General features: G+C 61.7%; 11 protein-coding genes and 2 pseudogenes. 3 read left to right on the top strand and 10 right to left on the bottom strand.

Annotation, left to right across the window (positions count from 1 at the left end):
- Nucleotides 1–124: 124 nt before the first annotated feature.
- The 3 genes and pseudogenes from V5B39_RS18540 to V5B39_RS18530 all read left to right on the top strand — a co-directional run.
- A pseudogene (locus V5B39_RS18540) lies at nt 125–769 on the top strand (IS3 family transposase); the annotation flags it as partial.
- Between the two features lie 3 nt (nt 770–772).
- Nucleotides 773–1,183 (top strand): hypothetical protein, encoded by a 411-nt coding sequence (locus tag V5B39_RS18535; RefSeq protein ID WP_332344349.1) that lies wholly within the window; start codon nt 773–775, stop codon nt 1,181–1,183.
- Between the two features lie 140 nt (nt 1,184–1,323).
- The gene (locus V5B39_RS18530; RefSeq protein WP_332344348.1) at nt 1,324–1,635 is read left to right on the top strand and encodes a type II toxin-antitoxin system VapC family toxin; all 312 of its coding nucleotides are present in this window, start codon (nt 1,324–1,326) and stop codon (nt 1,633–1,635) included.
- Between the two features lie 151 nt (nt 1,636–1,786).
- On the opposite strand, the gene V5B39_RS18525 is transcribed toward V5B39_RS18530, so the two are convergent.
- From V5B39_RS18525 to V5B39_RS18480, 10 genes and pseudogenes are all read right to left on the bottom strand, one after another.
- Nucleotides 1,787–2,095 carry a helix-turn-helix domain-containing protein gene (locus V5B39_RS18525; protein WP_332344347.1) on the bottom strand — a complete coding sequence of 103 codons (309 nt, stop codon included), beginning with the start codon at nt 2,093–2,095 and terminating at the stop codon, nt 1,787–1,789.
- Complete coding sequence (locus tag V5B39_RS18520; protein WP_332344346.1) at nt 2,088–2,399, bottom strand: transcriptional regulator; 312 nt, start codon at nt 2,397–2,399, stop codon at nt 2,088–2,090. The genes V5B39_RS18525 and V5B39_RS18520 overlap by 8 nt, the downstream gene beginning before the upstream one ends.
- A 1,455-nt stretch (nt 2,400–3,854) precedes the next feature.
- Nucleotides 3,855–7,895 carry an LAGLIDADG family homing endonuclease gene (locus V5B39_RS18515; protein ID WP_332344345.1) on the bottom strand — a complete coding sequence of 1,347 codons (4,041 nt, stop codon included), beginning with the start codon at nt 7,893–7,895 and terminating at the stop codon, nt 3,855–3,857.
- Nucleotides 7,896–8,370: 475 nt separating this feature from the next.
- On the bottom strand, nt 8,371–9,186 hold the full coding sequence (locus V5B39_RS18510; RefSeq protein ID WP_332344344.1) for a CheR family methyltransferase: 816 nt from the start codon (nt 9,184–9,186) through the stop codon (nt 8,371–8,373).
- Between the two features lie 6 nt (nt 9,187–9,192).
- Nucleotides 9,193–9,753, bottom strand: coding sequence for a chemotaxis protein CheD (locus V5B39_RS18505; RefSeq protein ID WP_332344343.1), 561 nt, complete (start codon nt 9,751–9,753; stop codon nt 9,193–9,195).
- Entirely contained in the window at nt 9,750–11,318 is a 1,569-nt protein-coding gene (locus tag V5B39_RS18500) for a methyl-accepting chemotaxis protein (RefSeq protein WP_332344342.1), read from the bottom strand. The genes V5B39_RS18505 and V5B39_RS18500 overlap by 4 nt, the downstream gene beginning before the upstream one ends.
- A 3-nt stretch (nt 11,319–11,321) precedes the next feature.
- Nucleotides 11,322–11,900, bottom strand: coding sequence for a chemotaxis protein CheW (locus V5B39_RS18495; protein WP_332344341.1), 579 nt, complete (start codon nt 11,898–11,900; stop codon nt 11,322–11,324).
- Between the two features lie 14 nt (nt 11,901–11,914).
- A complete protein-coding gene (locus tag V5B39_RS18490) occupies nt 11,915–13,534 on the bottom strand; it encodes a methyl-accepting chemotaxis protein (protein ID WP_332344340.1) in 1,620 nt (539 codons plus the stop codon).
- Nucleotides 13,535–13,580: 46 nt separating this feature from the next.
- Nucleotides 13,581–15,098: pseudogene (locus V5B39_RS18485) on the bottom strand (methyl-accepting chemotaxis protein); the annotation flags it as partial.
- 112 nt (nt 15,099–15,210) lie between these two features.
- The gene (locus tag V5B39_RS18480) at nt 15,211–16,836 is read right to left on the bottom strand and encodes a methyl-accepting chemotaxis protein (RefSeq protein WP_332344338.1); all 1,626 of its coding nucleotides are present in this window, start codon (nt 16,834–16,836) and stop codon (nt 15,211–15,213) included.
- Nucleotides 16,837–17,332 lie beyond the last annotated feature (496 nt).

Genomic DNA, 17,332 nt, shown 5'->3' with positions numbered 1-17,332 from the left:
AAAGCACATATAGCATTGTTTGTCAAACACAATTATTATAGTTACATGCCTACATCTTTGGCGATTTTCTGATGTTTTACATCAAATCAATGGCTTACTGGAAGGCCTCCGGGAAGGTCCGCCCGAGGGCTTCCAGGCCGGGCGCCAGCACCTCGGCACCCGGATGGCGCGCATGGGGATCGAAGCCCTCTATCGGAAGCCCAACACCTCTCGTCGGCAGCGGGGGGATGAAATCCATCCGTATCTCCTGCGCGGTCTAGCGATCGAGCGGCCCAATCCGGCGTGGGCGGCGGACCTCACCACCATCCCGATGCGCCGAGGCTTCCTCTCCCTGTTCGCCGTGATCGACGGGTACTCGCGCCGGGTGCTCGCCTGGCGGCTCTCCAACACCTTGACGACCGACTTCTGTCTGGACGCGGTGCGGGAAGCCATCCCCCGCTACGGTGGCCCGGAGATTTTCAACACCGATCAGGGTGGTCAGTTCACCAGCAGCGAGTTCACCGGTCTGCTCAAGGCGCACCACATCCGGATCAGCCTGGACGGCAAGGGCTCCTGGCGGGACAACGTCTTTGTCGAGCGCCTCTGGAAAAGCGTCCAGTACGAGGAGGGGTATCTCAAGGCCTATGACCGCGTTGCCGATGCGAAAGCCAATCTGGCCACGTACCTCCGCTTCTACAACGAGCGATGACCCCATCGCTCCCTGGATGGCCAGACGCCGGATGCCGCCTACTTCGTGGCACTCGCGTCCGCCACCCGCGCTGCGGCGTAAGGCATGAGGAAGGGACTCCGTGGATTGGTGGACGATGCGCTGTCGCGCACCGGGCCGCTTGCGGTGGAAAAGTCTGGCGACTTTCCCACCGCACGTCCCTTCGCCCACAAGCTCCACCAAGCTCTATTCGGTTCGGATAAAATCCCAGAAAGTCAAAACCAATCGTATCACCGGTCAGCCGACCGCAACTGGCCATGTTCCACTTATCAAAGAACGTTTTCTGTCCAAACAAACGGGGCCACCTCTTTCCGTGTCGTTGGAGATGCGTTTGTCGTTTCCCCGCAGCGGGTGGCAGGACTTCTCCAGTACCACCCCATGCGTTTTTGGGGTCTGGGGCGCGTTTTCGACACAACCAACGACGTCGAAGACATCGATCGGCAGTTGCAGGCGTTGCGCGCCGAATGGGAGCGCTGACCGACGTCTTGTCCCGCCATCAGGGCGGAAGAGTCTACTTCGACACCAGTTGCTTCATCTAGGTGGTCGAGGGCGTCGAACGCCATCGCCCGGTTATGGAGCCGCTACTGAACGCTGTCGCCGCTGGTGATTGCACCGGAGTGACCGGTGAAATCACTCTTGCCGAGGTATTGGTCAAGCCTTTGCGCGACCAGTTGGCCCCACAGGTATTGCTTTACAAACAGCTTCTGACTGATCGGCAGCCTTTCATGCTGGTGACGATCACCCAAACCATTTGGGAAAGCGCCGCCAGCCTGCGTGCCCAGCTTCCCGTGCGCCTACCCGACGCCGTGCATCTGGCCGCGGTTCGGCAGGTTGGCTGTCGCCTGTTTGTGACCAACGACGCCGCCTTTCGCCCGTTGCCCAATCTGGAAATCCTGAATCTTGAAGCGGCCCTGCGACTGGCAAAATAGCTGCGCCTCGACTACGCGGGGCGCGGCAAGACCTTTAGTCAGAACGGGGGCGACCGTCAAGTCAAGAAGCAGATACACCTTTTTAGCCGTCCAGGATGCTCCCTTTTGGCTTTTTTGACATGTGTTACAAGACTTGACCCCGCGCACTCCTTTACGCAGCGAGATCTTGCAAGACCTCGGGATGCCGTTCGGCCACCCGGAGAAGGGTCTTTGCTGCGCCTGATGGTTCGCGGCGACCTTGTTCCCAGTCTTGGAGTGTGCGAACAGAAACGCCAAGCAGCGCTGCGAAGGCGGTTTGAGAAAGCCCTGACACCAGGCGGGCGTGAGCAATTGCCGAAATCTCTGGACGATGGACACGTGCACGGATACCGGCCTTCATTTCGCGCACTGACGTCAGCAGTTCAGCGCCAATATCAATTTTCGGCTGACGACCGACGGATTTTTGCTTTGCTTTAGGCATTTTCGATCTCCTCTTTAATCTGCCGAAGTACATGCGCCGGGATGTTTTCACGCACGGATTTCCCGTAGACCAGCAACAACCAGATTTCTCCATTGGCGAGACGATTGAAGTAAATGACTCGTCCGCCACGTTTGCCACGACCCGTACTTCCCCAGCGGGCTTTCCTTACACCTCCCGATCCGGGGACAACATCCCCAGCATCTGGGTTTCCGGCGATGAAGGTGATAAATGTGTTTCGATCTTCATCGTTCCAGCAGTTGCTGGCGAGGCGTACGAAGGTAGGGGTTTCGATGACCGTAAACATGGGATGTAATATACGGCAATGCCGTAGTTGCGTCAAACTTCATACGGCGTGCTCATAGTGAGGCCCAACGTGCAACGTGAGATATCAGGCGACGGCCGCGGCTTCATGCGGCCGGTCGCCTGGAGCGCAGGGTTGGGCATGGATGCATGATTGCAAGACTTGACCCCAAGCTTGCAAGGCTTGACCCCAAGCTTGACCCGGCGCGCGAAGTGAAGGGCCCGAGCCTGTCCTCCAGAAAGTCAGCCCACTTTCCACCCAAATCATCGATGAACGCTACTAACGAATCGGGCGCACTCTCCGCATAGGCTGGAGCCCAGAGAAGCTTTGGTTCAGGGTCACCCGGGAACTCAATGTATCGATTGATCGTTTGGTAGACGCAGCACGAGATGGCTGAGTACGAGTGAAGTAGAAGCTCAGAGACCTGTGCTTGAACAAGATGGGGGCCGATTGACGTGAAACCGTCGTTTACAAGGATGAGCACACCAGTATTCGTCTCCACTCCAAAGACGTTCTTCGTCTGCCGCAACTGCCGGTTTGCCTTCTTGAGAATCCTGGAGAGCGGCGGTCGGCAAAGACGAACAAGCTCGGGATTGAACCATCCAGGAACGCGACCGTCTCCGCCGAACAAGTAAGGTCGCCACTCCGGCTGTTCTGCCAACAGCCTCGTCATGAGCGACTGGAAGCCGTTGCGGAATGAAGCCGTCGCCGAGAACTCAGTTTCAATCTCCTTTAGCTCAAGGATCACACCCTGTTGAGGAAAGGCGAAGTCAGCGTTCTCGAATGCCCGCGGTTCGGGCAGTGTCTCTTGGACAAGTAGCCCACCCGTAGTGCGCACAAAGTCTTGCCAAAGTGGTTCGACTGGAACAGGGTCAGGAGGGGCGTCATGCCAGAAGCCGGGGATGTGTCTCATGATGGCTAACGTGGGAATTCACCGGCGCCGGGACGAGGCGTTGCCGAAGTGGCAACAGCGCTGCACCGGCGTCCGGTGGAATGAGATGTTGGACGCCGTCGTGGGGAAGCTTCCCGCTCGTGGGGTGGGCCTAGGCGGCCACCGACTGGCCCAACCCACGACGCCACGCCGGCCGCACGCCAGGCCAGCGCATTGCCGCCTGGCAACCCCCGCCGAGGCGCGACGGGGATGGCCAGTACGCCCCCCGAGCAAGCGCGACCGTTTCGCATGCGTTCTCCAAAGAACCCAGACCGATTGACCCAGAGCCCAACGACCATCTTGAGGCCTCAGCGCCCAACGTGAAGTAGCAATCCTACTTGACGCAACAATTTGCGTCAGCAGCCCCTTTGCGCGCATTTTGCGTCCAGAAAATCTTTTGAAAAACAACTGCAGTACTTCCTTGTGTATTCACTAACAATATCGGTAATTGCGTCACGGCGCGCTTCAATCTGCTCGACCCTTGGAAGGGCCAGGAGCCCCGCAAATGCCCCCGGCCGTGCACCCCCTCACCCACAACTCCCCACCGCCCCGCAAGCCGTACAGAAATCACACCCATCCTTCCGGATCACCGTCAGATTCCCGCACTCGCCACAGAGCTTTCCCGGTGTCGGCGGCGTAGCCGTGCTGCCTGCCGGCGTCTGCAGAATCCCCATCTGCTGCCTGGGCAGGCCGGTTTCGTCGAGGATGCCGAGCATCGCGTAGCGGTGGATGATCAGTTGTGCGAGGTAGGCCACCGTCGAGGGGTAGGTGGTCTGGCGGCGGGTGCCGGGGATGAAGGCCATGAAGTCGCCGAGCGGTTCGGGGTAGTCGAGGAGTTTCCGCAGCTTCATGCCGATCCACGCCGGGTCGATGACGCGCATGTCGAGTGACAGGAGTCTGGTCAGGCCGTCGAGGGCGCGCGGGTAGTGGCCGGAGAGCCACACCGAGTAGGGGCGGGTGACGCCGTTGGGCAGGGTGATTTCCTTGAGGCCGAGGACGAAGTCTTCGCTGGTCGCCGGGTTATAGACATCGACGGTCCACGACAATGTGCCGTCGGTGCCGGTCTTCGGTTCCTTGAGGCTGAACATCGCGTCGAGTACCGGGGTCGTGCCTTCGTACTCGAAAGCGCCGAGACGTTCGACATGAAACTGGATCAGTCGGGCCATCGCGGCGACCACCGAGGGCATGCGTTTGCGCTCGCCGTGCGGCGGGAAAGGCATCTCGAAACTCTCGTCGCTGGCGGTCTTGGACAGCGATTCGAGTTTCAGCGCCAGCCAGCCGTGGTCGTTGGCGCGCATGTCCATCGACAGCGTCTTGGCGACGGCGCCGAGGCCGCGCGGCTGCTCGGGGCCATTGACCCAGACTTCGAAGGGCCAGCGGCGTTCGTCCTGGTCGACCTGGCCGACGAAGAGCGCAAACTTGCCGTGCGTGTGTTCGATCATGTAGGTCCAGGCCATGTTGCCCTCCGGCAGGTGCGGGCGGTTCGGCCAGCGCAGGCTGGCGAGCACCGGCGCTGGCAGGGTCTTGATGGTCAGGCGGCGGTTGGCGTCGCCGGTGACGAAATCCTGCGGCTGCTTTTTGTCGTCGGCCTGTTTCTGCGAAATGGACGGTGACTGTGAACCGACTGACAGCACCGACCCGAGAATGGTGTTCGGGCGGTAGGTGGCGAGTCCCTTGAGGCCGGATTTCCAGGCGCTCAGGTAGAGATCCTGGAAGTCCTCATAGGGGTAATCGGCCGGCACATTGACCGTCTTGGAGATCGAAGTGTCGATGTACGGGGCAACCGCGGCGACCATGTTCTTGTGCGCCTGCGCCGAGATTTCGAGGGCGGTGACGAAGTAGTCGGGGAGCTTGTCGACATCGCCGCCGCGGTGTTTGTAGAGGCGCCAGGCGTAATCCTCGACGGCGTATTCCTTGAGCGTGCCGTCGGCCATCCGCTTCTTGCGGCTGTAGGTCCAGGAGAACGGCGGTTCGATGCCGTTCGAGGCGTTGTCGGCGAAGGCCAGCGAGATCGTCCCGGTCGGCGCGATCGACAGGAGGTGCGAGTTGCGCAGGCCGTGTTTGCGGATTTCCTGCTTGATTTCGGCGGGCAGGCGCGAGGCGAAGTTGCCGCCCGAGAGGTAGAGTTCGGCGTTGAACAGCGGGAAGGCGCCGCGTTCCTTCGCCAGTTCGACCGACGCGCGGTAGGCGGTGTCGCGCATGAATTCGGAGATGCGCGCGCCCATCGCGGTCGCTTCCGGGCGGTCGTAACGCAGACGCAGCATGCACAGGGTGTCGCCGAGGCCGGTGAAGCCGAGCCCGACGCGGCGCTTGTTGGCGGCTTCCTCGCGCTGGCGGACGAGCGGCCAGGCGGTGACATCGAGGACGTTGTCGAGCATGCGCGTCGACACCTGGATGACTTCGCCGAAAGCCTCGAAGTCGAACTCGGCGAGCGCGCTGAAGGCGTCCCGGACGAACAGGGTCAGGTTGATCGACCCCAGGCAGCAACAACCGTAAGGCGGAAGTGGTTGTTCAGCGCAATTGTGCAGGTAGAGACCGTTGGCATCGAAGGCGTGCACATCGGCAACGGTGACATCGAATACCGGTGCTACGCCGTCATCCTCGATGGCGGCGACGGTGGCGGTGAAGCGTTCGCGATTGGGCGTGCGCTGGTAGGTGGCGATCAGTACGGAGAGACGCGCAGCCTTGTCCGCGTCGGCGAATCCTATGGTTTCGGCATAGCGCTGGACGTTTTCGCCGGCAATGACGAGTTCATGGACAGCGCGGGAACCGTATTCGCGCCGGCCGCCTTTGCCGTCGGGCAGCATTTGCAGTTGGGCGGGCCGGCGCTGGCGATAGATGGTGGAACTGATGCCCAGGCGCAGCAGCATGCGTTGCGCGGATTCGAGGTTGCCCGCGTCGGCTTGGGTCAAGCGCAGGCTGACGCCCTTGAGTTGCGAGCCCTGCACTGAACCGTCGCTGTCGAACAGCCCGCGCAGCAAGCCGCGATAGAAGTCGGATGAAGCGGTCTCGACCGCCGGCGTCAGCCGCTTGGTGCCGGGCGCCATGCCCAGCGACAGCGCCAGTGTGCGCAGGGCGCCGAGCGCCATGCGGTATTCGCCGCGGCCTTCGATCGGGCGCTGCCAACCGCGGAAATCGTCGCGGTGGGGCAGGGTCAGCGCAGCAGCTTCGGCGGCAGCCATGATGCCGCGGGCAGCGAGAGACACTTCATTGCCGCCATTGGCGACGCGGCGTGCTTCGTTGTCCCATACGCTCAGCACGGCCTCGTCGTGTTTCAGTGTGCCATCGCCTACCAGCAGGCCAACGAGATAGCCCTCGGCCTCGGTATGAGCACCGGCCCAGTTTTCAAGTGGGCGGTGGTCGTGCAGCATGATTTCATCTTCTGGACGCAGCTCGCCGGCTTTGACCCACTCCGCTTCGACGCGATAACGGGTCTTGAGCGTCACTTTGCGCACCGGATGGTCAGCCGTAAGCCGCAGGGCATGGCCTTCGCGGGTGGACAGGCGCAGCACCGGCTTGATTCCGGTGGCAAAAAAGCCCATTGATTCTGTGGCGTAGCTTTGGCCGTCGACGACCGCATTGAAGGGCTTGCCTATGAGATCCTTGACTTGCCGCGCACCCTGGTCGGTCATCACCCATGCATCGGCGGTGACGCAAGGGTTGGTGGCCTCGATGACTTCGCAGTAGTAGAGGTTGTTGTCCCGGTTCATGCGGTCGAGGAAGAGGATTCCCGGTTCGGCGTGGTCGTAGGTGGATTTCATCACCTGATCCCAGAGGTCGCGGGCGCGCACGCGGCGGTACACCCAGACGCCGTCTTCGCGCTGGAAGGCGCCGTCGCGCTTCATGTCCAGACTGGGCTCGGCGCGGTGCGTCAGTTCGACTTCGCCATCGGCTTCGACGGCCTGCATGAAAGCGTCGGTGACGGCGATCGAGACGTTGAAGTTGGAGAGGTCGCCATGGTCCTTGGCGTGGATGAAAACTTCGATATCCGGATGGTCGCAGCGCAGCACGCCCATCTGCGCACCACGGCGGGCGCCGGCGGATTCGACGGTCTCGCACGAGCGGTCGAAAACGCGCATGTAGGAGACCGGACCGGAGGCGCGCGACTGCGTGCCCTTGACCAGCGCGCCGATCGGGCGGATCGACGAGAAGTCGTAACCGACGCCACCACCCCGCCGCATGGTTTCGGCAGCCTCGGCCAGGGCGCTGTAGATGCCGGGCTTGTCATCGACGATCTCGACCACCGAATCGCCAATCGGCTGCACGAAGCAGTTGATCAGCGTCGCCGCGAGCGTCGTGCCGGCGGCCGAGTTGATGCGTCCGGCCGGCACGAAGCCGTTCTCCTGCGCCCACAGGAAGCGCGCTTCCCAGTGTGCGCGCTGCTTTTCTTCCTCGGCAGCGGCAAGGGCACGGGCGACGCGACGGCGCACGTCGTGAACCGAGAGTTCATGACCCTTGGCATATTTTTCGACGAGTACTTCGGCGGCGATTTCCTGCTCGGCAAGTGGCGCGATCGCGGGAGCTTCGGCGACTTCGGACAGGGGAAGCTGATGTGCGAGCTGGCTCATGGGTCGTCCTCCATAGGATGGATGGCAAAGAAATGGGTACGGCTTGCCGGCACCAGCTGGATCGACGCGGTGCGGCTGATGGGCGTGCCTGAACGTGCAGATCCAGGTTCGGCAAAGCCGCTGGCTGCAGGGCGGGACAGACGTAAAGCTACTGCATATAGTGTTTAAAGGCAACCATGAGACTATATGTAGTTATTCGCCGACAGCCCTGCAGACTTCGGGAAAAGCCGTGAAATCACTGGCTTGCGGCGCATCGGCAGCGGAAAAAATTTTTCCGGGCAGTGCCGTGACCTTCCTCCGGAGGTCGGCGACAGACCATCGCCGGCTGTGGGGCGATGTCATCTGCCGGGATGGATACCGGCTGCGCCAGGGCAGCGCTCGATGCGCGCCATGGTTTCCGAGCTATCTTCGTCAAGTCCGGTCGAAAAGCGGATCAGCCCGTCGTGCCGGCCTGCAGCCTCGCGTTCCTCGATCGCTACCGGGGTCTTCGATAAATGGTCGGTTTCAGGGCCTGCAGCCGGTTGCTGATGCCGTGCAGCGATTCAGAATGGCCGACGATGAAATAGCCATTCGGTTTCAGGTGCGGCAGCATGTTCTCGATCACCTTGCGCTTCGTTTCGGCATCGAAATAGATCATCACGTTGCGCAGGAAAATCACGTCGAAGTCGCCGACGCCGGTGATCGGCTGCGTCAGGTTCACCTGTGCGAAACGGACACGTTGCTTGAGCTGGTTGTCGATCAACAGCTTGCCTTCCTGCGAGCGTATGCCTTTCAGGCAATACTTGCGCAAGTAGCCTGGCGGAATGCCGGAAATCCGTTCCTGCGCATATACCCCCGCCTGTGCTCGCGCCAGGACGGTCAGGCTGATGTCCGACCCGAATACCTCCCAGGAGGCGTCGTTGCAATGCTCGGCGAGTACCATCGCCATCGAGTAGGCCTCTTCGCCGCTCGAACTGGCGCCGCTCCAGATGCGGAAAGCGCCTGCCCCGCGCCGCTCCTTGAGAATCACGTCGCGCAGGAAGTCGAAGTGCTGTGGTTCACGGAAGAAATAGGTTTCGTTGGTGGTCAGCAGATCGATCATCTGCTGCAGTTCCTGGGGATGCTGACCGGAGGACACCAGCCGATAATACTGGGAGTACGTGTCGAATTTGTAATGCGCGAGACGGCGGCCGAGGCGGCCCACCAGCAGCACGCGCTTGGCATCGGACAGGCTGATGCCGGCCAGCTTGTAGATCAGCCGCTGGAAGAGCGCGAACTCCTGGTCGGTGATCGGGGATTCGGAAGGGTTCATAGGTTCTCAGAATAGCTCGATGTCGGTCTTCTTGGGTGCGACGAAGAGTGTGCTGGCGTAGCTGCTTTCCGCTTCGGCAATGCTCTGGTTGGTCTGCCCGCGCTTGCAGAAGGCTTCGCCGGTCTGCGGGTCGAGGATCACCTTGCGCGACCACGGCCCCATCAGGTCCGAGGCGACCAACTGGATGCCCTCGCGCGCCAGCCATTCGCGCGCGAACTCGGCGTTGCGCTCGCCGATGCTGACGCCGGTCAGCGATGAAATGACATTGCCGCCACCGAAAGCCTTGCTCTGCAGACGCTTCTTCTGGGCGCCACGAGCGAGCATGCCGTTGATCAGCGCTTCCATGCAGAAATTGCCGCAAAGCAGGACGTCGAGGTCCTTGTTGGCCGATTTCTCGAATTTCGGCAACATGAAGTGATTCAGGCCGCCGACGCGGAGCTGCGGGTCCCACAGGCAGACGGCGACACACGAGCCGAGGAGGGTGGCGATTGGTCGTTCGCTCTCGATCGCCCAGCCGCCAGGATTGACGTGCCGCGCCAGGCGCTCGAGGTCGCGCGGGTTGCTCATTGGGCCACGCTGCTCATCGCCGCACTGGGGCGGCCGCTGTTGGCCAGGCGGAAGAAGGTCATCAGTTCCTGCAGTTGCGCCGCCTGGCTGCCGAGTTCCTCGGCAGTGGCGGCGAGTTCTTCCGAGGCCGAAGCGTTCTGCTGCGTCGCCTGGTTGAGCTGTCCCATCACGCCGTTGATCTGACTGACGCCCGAACGCTGCTCCTGCGAGGCAGCGGCGATCTCCTGCACGAGGTCGGAGGTTTTCCGGATCGACGGCACCATGTCGCCGAGCAGCGAGCCGGCGCGTTCGGCGAGTTTCACCGACTCCTTGGCGACATTGCCGATTTCCTGCGCGGCGACCTGCGAGCGTTCCGCCAACTTTCGCACCTCGGCCGCGACGACGGCGAAACCCTTGCCGTGTTCGCCGGCGCGCGCGGCTTCGATGGCCGCGTTCAAGGCCAGCAGGTTGGTCTGGTAGGCGATGTCGTCGACGATGCCGATCTTGTCGGCGATGGTCTTCATCGCCTCGACGGTGCGGGCAACGGCCTCGCCACCTTCGATCGCCTGCCGCGAAGCGGTGGCGGCCATGCCGTCGGTGACTTTGGCGTTCTCGGTGTTCTGGACGATCGACACACTCATCTGCTCGACGCTGGCGGTAGTCTGTTCGACCGAAGCGGCCTGTTCGCTGGATGATTGCGAGAGCGACTGCGCCGTTGCCGAGACCTGGCCCGAGGCATTGCCGAGGTTATCGGCCGTGGTACGGACTTCGCCGATGATCTCGCCGAGCTTGCCGACCATGGCCTGCATCGCCGACATGAGCTGGCCGACTTCGTCCTTGCTGCGCGCCTGGATGCGCACGCCGAGATCGCCGGCGGCAAGTGCGTTGGCAGCGTTCACGGCCTGCCCGAGCGGCCGTGTGATCGAGCGGATGATCCAGAACGACAGCATCCCCGCCACGAGCAGGAGAACGACGATGGCAACGACGAGGAGCTTGCGTGTGCCCGAGAAACGGTTTTCCTGCGCCTGCAGACGGTCGGTCGCCGCCTTGTCGAGAAACGCGCGCACCCTGGAACCGGCCTGGCTGGCCTCCTGGTAGAGCGGGTTGACCTTCTTGAGCAGGGTGACCTGTCCGTCGGCAAACTGACCGGCCAGGATCATCCCGCGTGCCGGTATCAGCGCTTCCTGAACGTAACGCTGGCGAATTTCGGCGAAGCGGTCGGCCAGTTTCTGCTCTTCCGGGTCGTCAATCAGTTTGACGTAGGATGCCCACAAGGCATTGATCTGATCGATGTCGCGGCCGATCGCGTCGGTGTGCATGGCGACCGGATGGTCGTGCAGATTCGCCAGGGGGTTCGCCGGGTCGTGTTGCAAGGCCAACATGAGCTGCGCACGGTTTGCCGACATCAGACGGGATACCTCGTCGACGGTCTGTATCGGCTTCATGCTCGTTTCGTACATCTTGCGGCCGTCCTGGTGACTGTTCGCCGCGAGGTCGAGGCCCAGGAAGGCTACGACCACGATGCTCGTGATCAACAGAACGACCAAGCCGATGATGCGCGTCCTGATTGTCAGATGATGGAACACTTCCTAGACTCCGACGCTACCTGCATGATCGCCAGCGACCTGCGCCAGCATCGCAATCTCGTCGATCGACAGCACCTTGACGATGTTGAGGAGGATCACGAACTTGCCGGCGACCTTGCCCATGCCGTGAATGAAGTCAGCACGGATGCGGGCGCCGAACGATGGCGGCGGTTCGATGTCGCTGGCCGGGATCTCGATGACTTCAGAGACCGCGTCGACCATGATCCCGATGTCGTGACGAAAGTCGTTCTCGCTGACTTCGACGATGACGATGCAGGTGCGTTTTCCTGCCTGACTCTGGGCGCCACCGAAGCGCGCCGCGAGGTCGATGACCGGGACGACGGCGCCGCGCAGGTTGATGACGCCGCGGATGAACGCCGGCATCATCGGGATCTCGGTGAGATGGCCGTACTCGATGATTTCCTTGACGTTGAGGATGCCGACGGCGAACATCTCGCCGCCGAGAACGAAGGTCAGGTATTGCTGCGGGCTTTCGGTCGCAGTCTGCTGCGCCTGCAAGGCGGTTGCGGCGCGCCGGGCGACGGCATTGGCGGCGGGACGGGCGGGGGTGATCTGGGTCATGGGCGGGTTTCTCCTCAAAAACGTTCGAAATCGTGGTCAGACGAGGCCGTGCTGGCGACGCGGCCCGGTTGCCTGGTGCGTGGCAGTGCGGCCGCAGCCGGAGCAGACAGTCGCGCCGTCGCCTCGTTGCGGCCTTCCTCAGCCAACCGGAAAAAGGTCATCAGTTCCTGCAGTTGCGCGGCCTGGCTGCCGAGTTCCTCGGCGGTGGCGGCGAGTTCTTCCGAGGCCGAAGCGTTCTGCTGCGTCGCCTGGTTGAGCTGTCCCATCACGCCGTTGATCTGGCCGACACCCGAACGCTGCTCCTGCGAGGCGGCGGCGATTTCCTGGACGAGGTCGGAGGTTTTCCGGATCGACGGCACCATCTGGCCGAGTAGCGCGCCAGCCTGTTCGGCGAGTTTCACCGACTCCCTGGCGACGTGGCCGATTTCCTGCGCAGCGACCTGCGAGCGCTCGGCAAGCTTTCTCACCTCGGCGGCGACGACGGCGAAACCCTTGCCGTGTTCGCCGGCGCGCGCCGCTTCGATGGCCGCGTTCAAGGCCAGCAGATTGGTCTGGTAGGCGATGTCGTCGACGATGCCGATCCGGTCGGCAATGGTCTGCATTGCCTCGACGGTTTTGTCGACCGCCTCGCCACCTTCGACGGCCTGCCGGGCAGCGGTCGAGGCCATCTGATCGGTCAAGTGTGCATTTTGGGTGTTCTGGACGATCGACGCGCTCATCGCTTCCATGCTGGCCGTCGTTTCCTCGACCGAAGCGGCCTGTTCGCTCGAAGATTGCGAGAGCGACTGGGCTGTCGCCGAGACCTGGCCCGAGGCATTGGACAGCGCGTCGCTGGCACCCTTGACCTCGCCGATGATTGCATTGAGTTTGCCGATCAGACCCTGCTGGGCTGACAGCATCTGGCCGATTTCGTCCTTGCCGGAATGCCTGATGCGCACCGTCAGGTCGCCGTCACCGAGGCGCCGGGTCACGTCGAGCAGTTCATTGACCGGTCGTGTGATGTTGCGCGTGATCAGGAGGCTGATGCCGATCGCCAGAACAAGTGCCGCAAGCAGCGCAGTAACGGTCACCGTGATCGCCCGGCGATAAGTGCTGTTCGAGAGATCGAATGCCTCCTGGCTCAGCTTTTCCTCGACCTTGACGAGTTCATCGCTCAGCGCTGCGAGCATCCTGAAACTTTCGTCGGTGGCTTTCATTGCGGTTAGTCCGAGGGTCATGTCGTCGGTCAGGGCGAAGTCCAGTCCGTTGGCTGCATGGGTCTTGTACTTGATCAGCATCGCCGCAATGTCCTTGGCCAGCTTTGCTTCGCTGTCGGCCAGCCCAGGATCGGCCGCCCATTTGCCGAAGCTCGCGATGACCTTGTCGGCGTCGGCAAGCAGCGCCTTGCTGTCGGCCGTGAGCGTCTTTTCATCGAGTGTTCCGGCCCATGTCATCAGACGGTAGGTGCGGGAATGAACATCCAGAATACCTTCACGGACCTGGAGAGCAAGCTGCAGGTGCTTGACGCGGGTATTGAACAACTCGTCGATCGCCTGCCGCTGTACGTCGAGCGACTGGTAGCCGACGACGCTCAAGACTAGCATGAAGATCATGCAGACTGTAGGTGGAATCAGTATTTTCTGGAAAAGATGCATGGCCGTGACCTCCTGAGTACAAGCTTTGTCATTCACGCCTGGCTGGCGCGGCACTGCGACCTTCTTCGGTCAGGCGGAAGAAGGCCATCAACTCCTGCAGTTGCGCCGCCTGGCTGCCGAGTTCCTCGGCGGTGGCGGCGAGTTCTTCGGAGGCCGAGGCGTTCTGCTGCGTCGCCTGGTTGAGCTGCCCCATTGCGCCGTTGATCTGGCCGACGCCCGAACGCTGCTCCTGCGAGGCGGCAGCGATTTCCTGAACGAGATCCGAGGTCTTCTGGATCGACGGCAGCATTTCGCCGAACAGCGCACCGGCGCGTTCAGCGAGTTTCACCGATTCCCTGGCCACCTGGCCGATTTCCTGTGCGGCGACCTGCGAGCGCTCGGCGAGTTTCCGGACCTCGGCGGCGACGACGGCAAAACCCTTGCCGTGTTCGCCGGCGCGCGCGGCTTCGATGGCCGCGTTCAGGGCCAGCAGGTTGGTCTGGTAGGCGATGTCGTCGACGATGCCGATCTTGTCGGCAATGGTCTTCATCGCTTCGACCGTCCGGGCGACAGCTTCGCCGCCTTCGCTCGCCTGCCGCGCAGCGGTCGCGGCCATGCCGTTGGTGACTTTGGCGTTCTCGGTGTTCTGGACGATCGAGGCGCTCATCTCTTCCATACTGGCGGTGGTTTCCTCGACCGAAGCCGCCTGTTCGCTGGAGGATTGCGAGAGCGACTGGGCGGTCGATGAAACCTGGCCCGAGGCGTTGTTAAGGTTGTCGGCGGCGCTGCGGACTTCGCCGATGATCTCGGCCAGCTTGCCACTCATATTCTGCATGGCGATCGTCAACTGGCCGATTTCGTCCTTCCCGTCGGCTTCGAGGGCGACGGAGAGGTCACCGGTGGCGAGCCGCCGGGCTGCGACGACACTGGCCTGGATTCGAGTGGCAAGGCTCTGCGCGATCAGGAAGGTGATGATGGTTGCGAGCAAGACACCGAGGATCAGAGCCCACGATACGCGAGTCAACATCGTTCCCACCTTGGCGCTGGCATCGCCCACGGCCGATTCGGCTCTCTCGAGATTGATCGTCTGCAGTTTGTCGGTCTTGTCACGCAGGTTGTCAGCCGCCTTGACCCATGTCGTCTTGCGTAGCGATTGAGCCTGGCCGAACTGCCCCGACTTGGCCAACTCGATTGCCTCCAAAACAGTTTTTCGGTAAGCCAACACTGCTTTGACGGTCTCCTGAAAAGCCTCCTTCTCGTCGTCGTGCGATAGCAGCAGTTCGTACTTCCGCAAGACTTCATCGAGGCTGGCGTCGAGTTTGTGCAGCGAGGCCTCGATTTTCGCTCTTTCTTCTGTCGTTTCGGCGAGCAGCCACTCGAGGCTGCGTACCCGATAGCGCAGGCGCAACTGGCTGATTTCGGTAGTCTTCTGCAATGCTGGAAGTATTCTCGTGGAGATTTGTTCGCTGTCGCGCCCTATGGATTTGGTTTGCAGCAAGCAGAACACGATCGCGCCGACCAGAATGCCGCAGCCGAAGACCAGGTTGACAATAAGCTTTGTGCGCAAGTTGCTGTTCTTAAACATGGTTTATTACCTCTTTGGTAACAGGGTAAATATGCTGATTGAAAGATACGGGAGGAGGCAGTTCTGCTCATTGGGCCGCTTGCCGGCCGGGCCGTGGTGATCGGGGCCCTCCTCAGAAACGCTCAAAGTCGTGGCCGGCCGCTGCCTCGGCGGCGCGGGCCGTTCTCCTGGTGCGCGCGGAGCTTGCCTGTGCGCGCGCGGCCGGGGCGAGAGGGCGGCCTGTAACAGCGCTGCGGCTGCTCTCGGCGAGCCGAAAGAAGGTCATCAGATCCTGCAGTTGCGCGGCCTGGCTGCCGAGTTCCTCGGCGGTGGCGGCAAGTTCTTCGGAGGCCGAAGCGTTCTGCTGCGTCGCCTGGTTGAGCTGCCCCATTGCGCCGTTGATCTGGCCGACGCCCGAACGCTGCTCCTGCGAGGCAGCGGCGATCTCCTGCACGAGGTCGGAGGTTTTCCGGATCGACGGCACCATGTCGCCGAGCAGCGAGCCGGCGCGTTCGGCGAGTTTCACCGACTCCTTGGCGACATTGCCGATTTCCTGCGCGGCGACCTGCGAGCGTTCCGCCAACTTTCGCACCTCGGCCGCGACGACGGCGAAACCCTTGCCGTGTTCGCCGGCGCGCGCGGCTTCGATGGCCGCGTTCAAGGCCAGCAGGTTGGTCTGGTAGGCGATGTCGTCGACGATGCCGATCTTGTCGGCGATGGTCTTCATCGCCTCGACGGTGCGGGCAACGGCCTCGCCACCTTCGATCGCCTGCCGCGAAGCGGTCGAGGCCATGCCGTCGGTGACTTTGGCGTTCTCGGTGTTCTGGACGATCGACGCACTCATCTGCTCAACGCTGGCAGTGGTCTCTTCGACCGAAGCGGCCTGTTCGCTCGAAGATTGCGAGAGCGACTGCGCCGTTGCCGAGACCTGGCCCGAGGCATTACCGAGGTTATCGGCGGTGCTACGGACTTCGCCGATGATTTCGGAAAGTCTGGCGATCATCGTCCGGATGCCGGCCAGAATGCTCCCGGAATCGTTGGCACGGGTATCGACGTGCACCGTCAGGTTGCCTTCGGCGACTTGTGCGACGATCCTGGCCACCTCCGACGGTTCACCGCCCAACTGTGCCAGGATGCCGCGGATAAGCAGCGTCGCCAGGACCGAGGAAGCCACGATGATGCCAAGATTCAGCAACGCCGCGATTGTTCTGACTTCCCTTGTGGCATTTTCGGTTTCACTGAGGTGGGCTGTTGCCTCGTTTAATTGGGATTCGATAAAAGGACCCAGTGCTTCCTGCAGAGCCTCACTGGCAGCGTCGAAGTCGCCCATCAGCTTGTTTCCTGCCGCCGGGCCGCCAGCGATATAGGCTTTTGCCATCTCGTTGCCAATCTTGAAATAAGCCCCCAGGCGAACTTCGATGGCGTCCATTTCCTGCACCGCCCGCGGGTTGTTTTCAGCCTGGTACCTCTGCCGGAAGCGGTCTGCCTTGTGCGTAAAGCCGTCATAGGCATCCTGCGCCTTCTTGATGCCGTCATCGAGACCGTCCTGGGCACGGGTCGCCGAGATATCCGAGAGATACTGTTGCACCTGAATCACGTCTTTCTCCATGTCTTTCGCCAACATGGCGTAAACGATGCTTTCGTGCCGGACCTGTTTGACCGAATCGTTGATGTGTCCGACGACAATCCACAACCACATGCCAAAACCGGCCGACGACAGCACCGGCAACGCGATCAGAAGAGCCAACTTCCGGCTCATCTTCATTTCCTTCAATGACAATTCCTTGCTCCTCTATCTATCCGGTTGCACAGCACGGTTCTCCTGGGGGTATCAAACCCAGGGAGTGCAGAAATTTCTGTCTGCCAACTCATTCAGGTGAGTCCCACGAATCAAGCGACCCTACGACGGCTGTCGCCCGCTTCGACCCGTGCGGGCTCGCGGGCAAGCGCCACACTCGTGCAAAGCGGCACTGGATACGCGGATACGGGGATTCCACGAGACGACTCGGGCAAGACGGCACTCCGGCCAGCGCCGGCTTTCGTCATTCCCGCGCAAGCGGGAATCCATTCGTTCCTCACGATTTCCTGCCCTCGGGTGCGAATGAAAGTGTTGGGAGGTCCCGACAGGCTCCCCTTGTATGCTTCGTTTCATGGTTTTTGGTTCATTTGGGAGAGCCTGGGAAGTGATGGCTGAAAGGGGGTCAAGAGGACCGTGGAATAAATGCGAGAGAGGTATTTTCTCTCGCGTTTATGCC

Source organism: Accumulibacter sp. (genome assembly GCF_036625275.1).
Taxonomy (GTDB): domain Bacteria; phylum Pseudomonadota; class Gammaproteobacteria; order Burkholderiales; family Rhodocyclaceae; genus Accumulibacter.
The sequence above is the reverse complement of the archived record's forward strand: the minus strand, read 5'-3'. Positions and strand labels throughout refer to the sequence as shown.

Coding starts and splice junctions, on each gene's coding strand:
- V5B39_RS18535 (WP_332344349.1), top strand. CDS start 773: ATGAGGAAGGGACTCCGTGGATTGGTGGACGATGCGCTGTCGCGCACC.
- V5B39_RS18525 (WP_332344347.1), bottom strand. CDS start 2,095: ATGCCTAAAGCAAAGCAAAAATCCGTCGGTCGTCAGCCGAAAATTGAT.
- V5B39_RS18520 (WP_332344346.1), bottom strand. CDS start 2,399: ATGTTTACGGTCATCGAAACCCCTACCTTCGTACGCCTCGCCAGCAAC.
- V5B39_RS18515 (WP_332344345.1), bottom strand. CDS start 7,895: ATGAGCCAGCTCGCACATCAGCTTCCCCTGTCCGAAGTCGCCGAAGCT.
- V5B39_RS18510 (WP_332344344.1), bottom strand. CDS start 9,186: ATGAACCCTTCCGAATCCCCGATCACCGACCAGGAGTTCGCGCTCTTC.
- V5B39_RS18505 (WP_332344343.1), bottom strand. CDS start 9,753: ATGAGCAACCCGCGCGACCTCGAGCGCCTGGCGCGGCACGTCAATCCT.
- V5B39_RS18495 (WP_332344341.1), bottom strand. CDS start 11,900: ATGACCCAGATCACCCCCGCCCGTCCCGCCGCCAATGCCGTCGCCCGG.
- V5B39_RS18490 (WP_332344340.1), bottom strand. CDS start 13,534: ATGCATCTTTTCCAGAAAATACTGATTCCACCTACAGTCTGCATGATC.
- V5B39_RS18480 (WP_332344338.1), bottom strand. CDS start 16,836: ATGAGCCGGAAGTTGGCTCTTCTGATCGCGTTGCCGGTGCTGTCGTCG.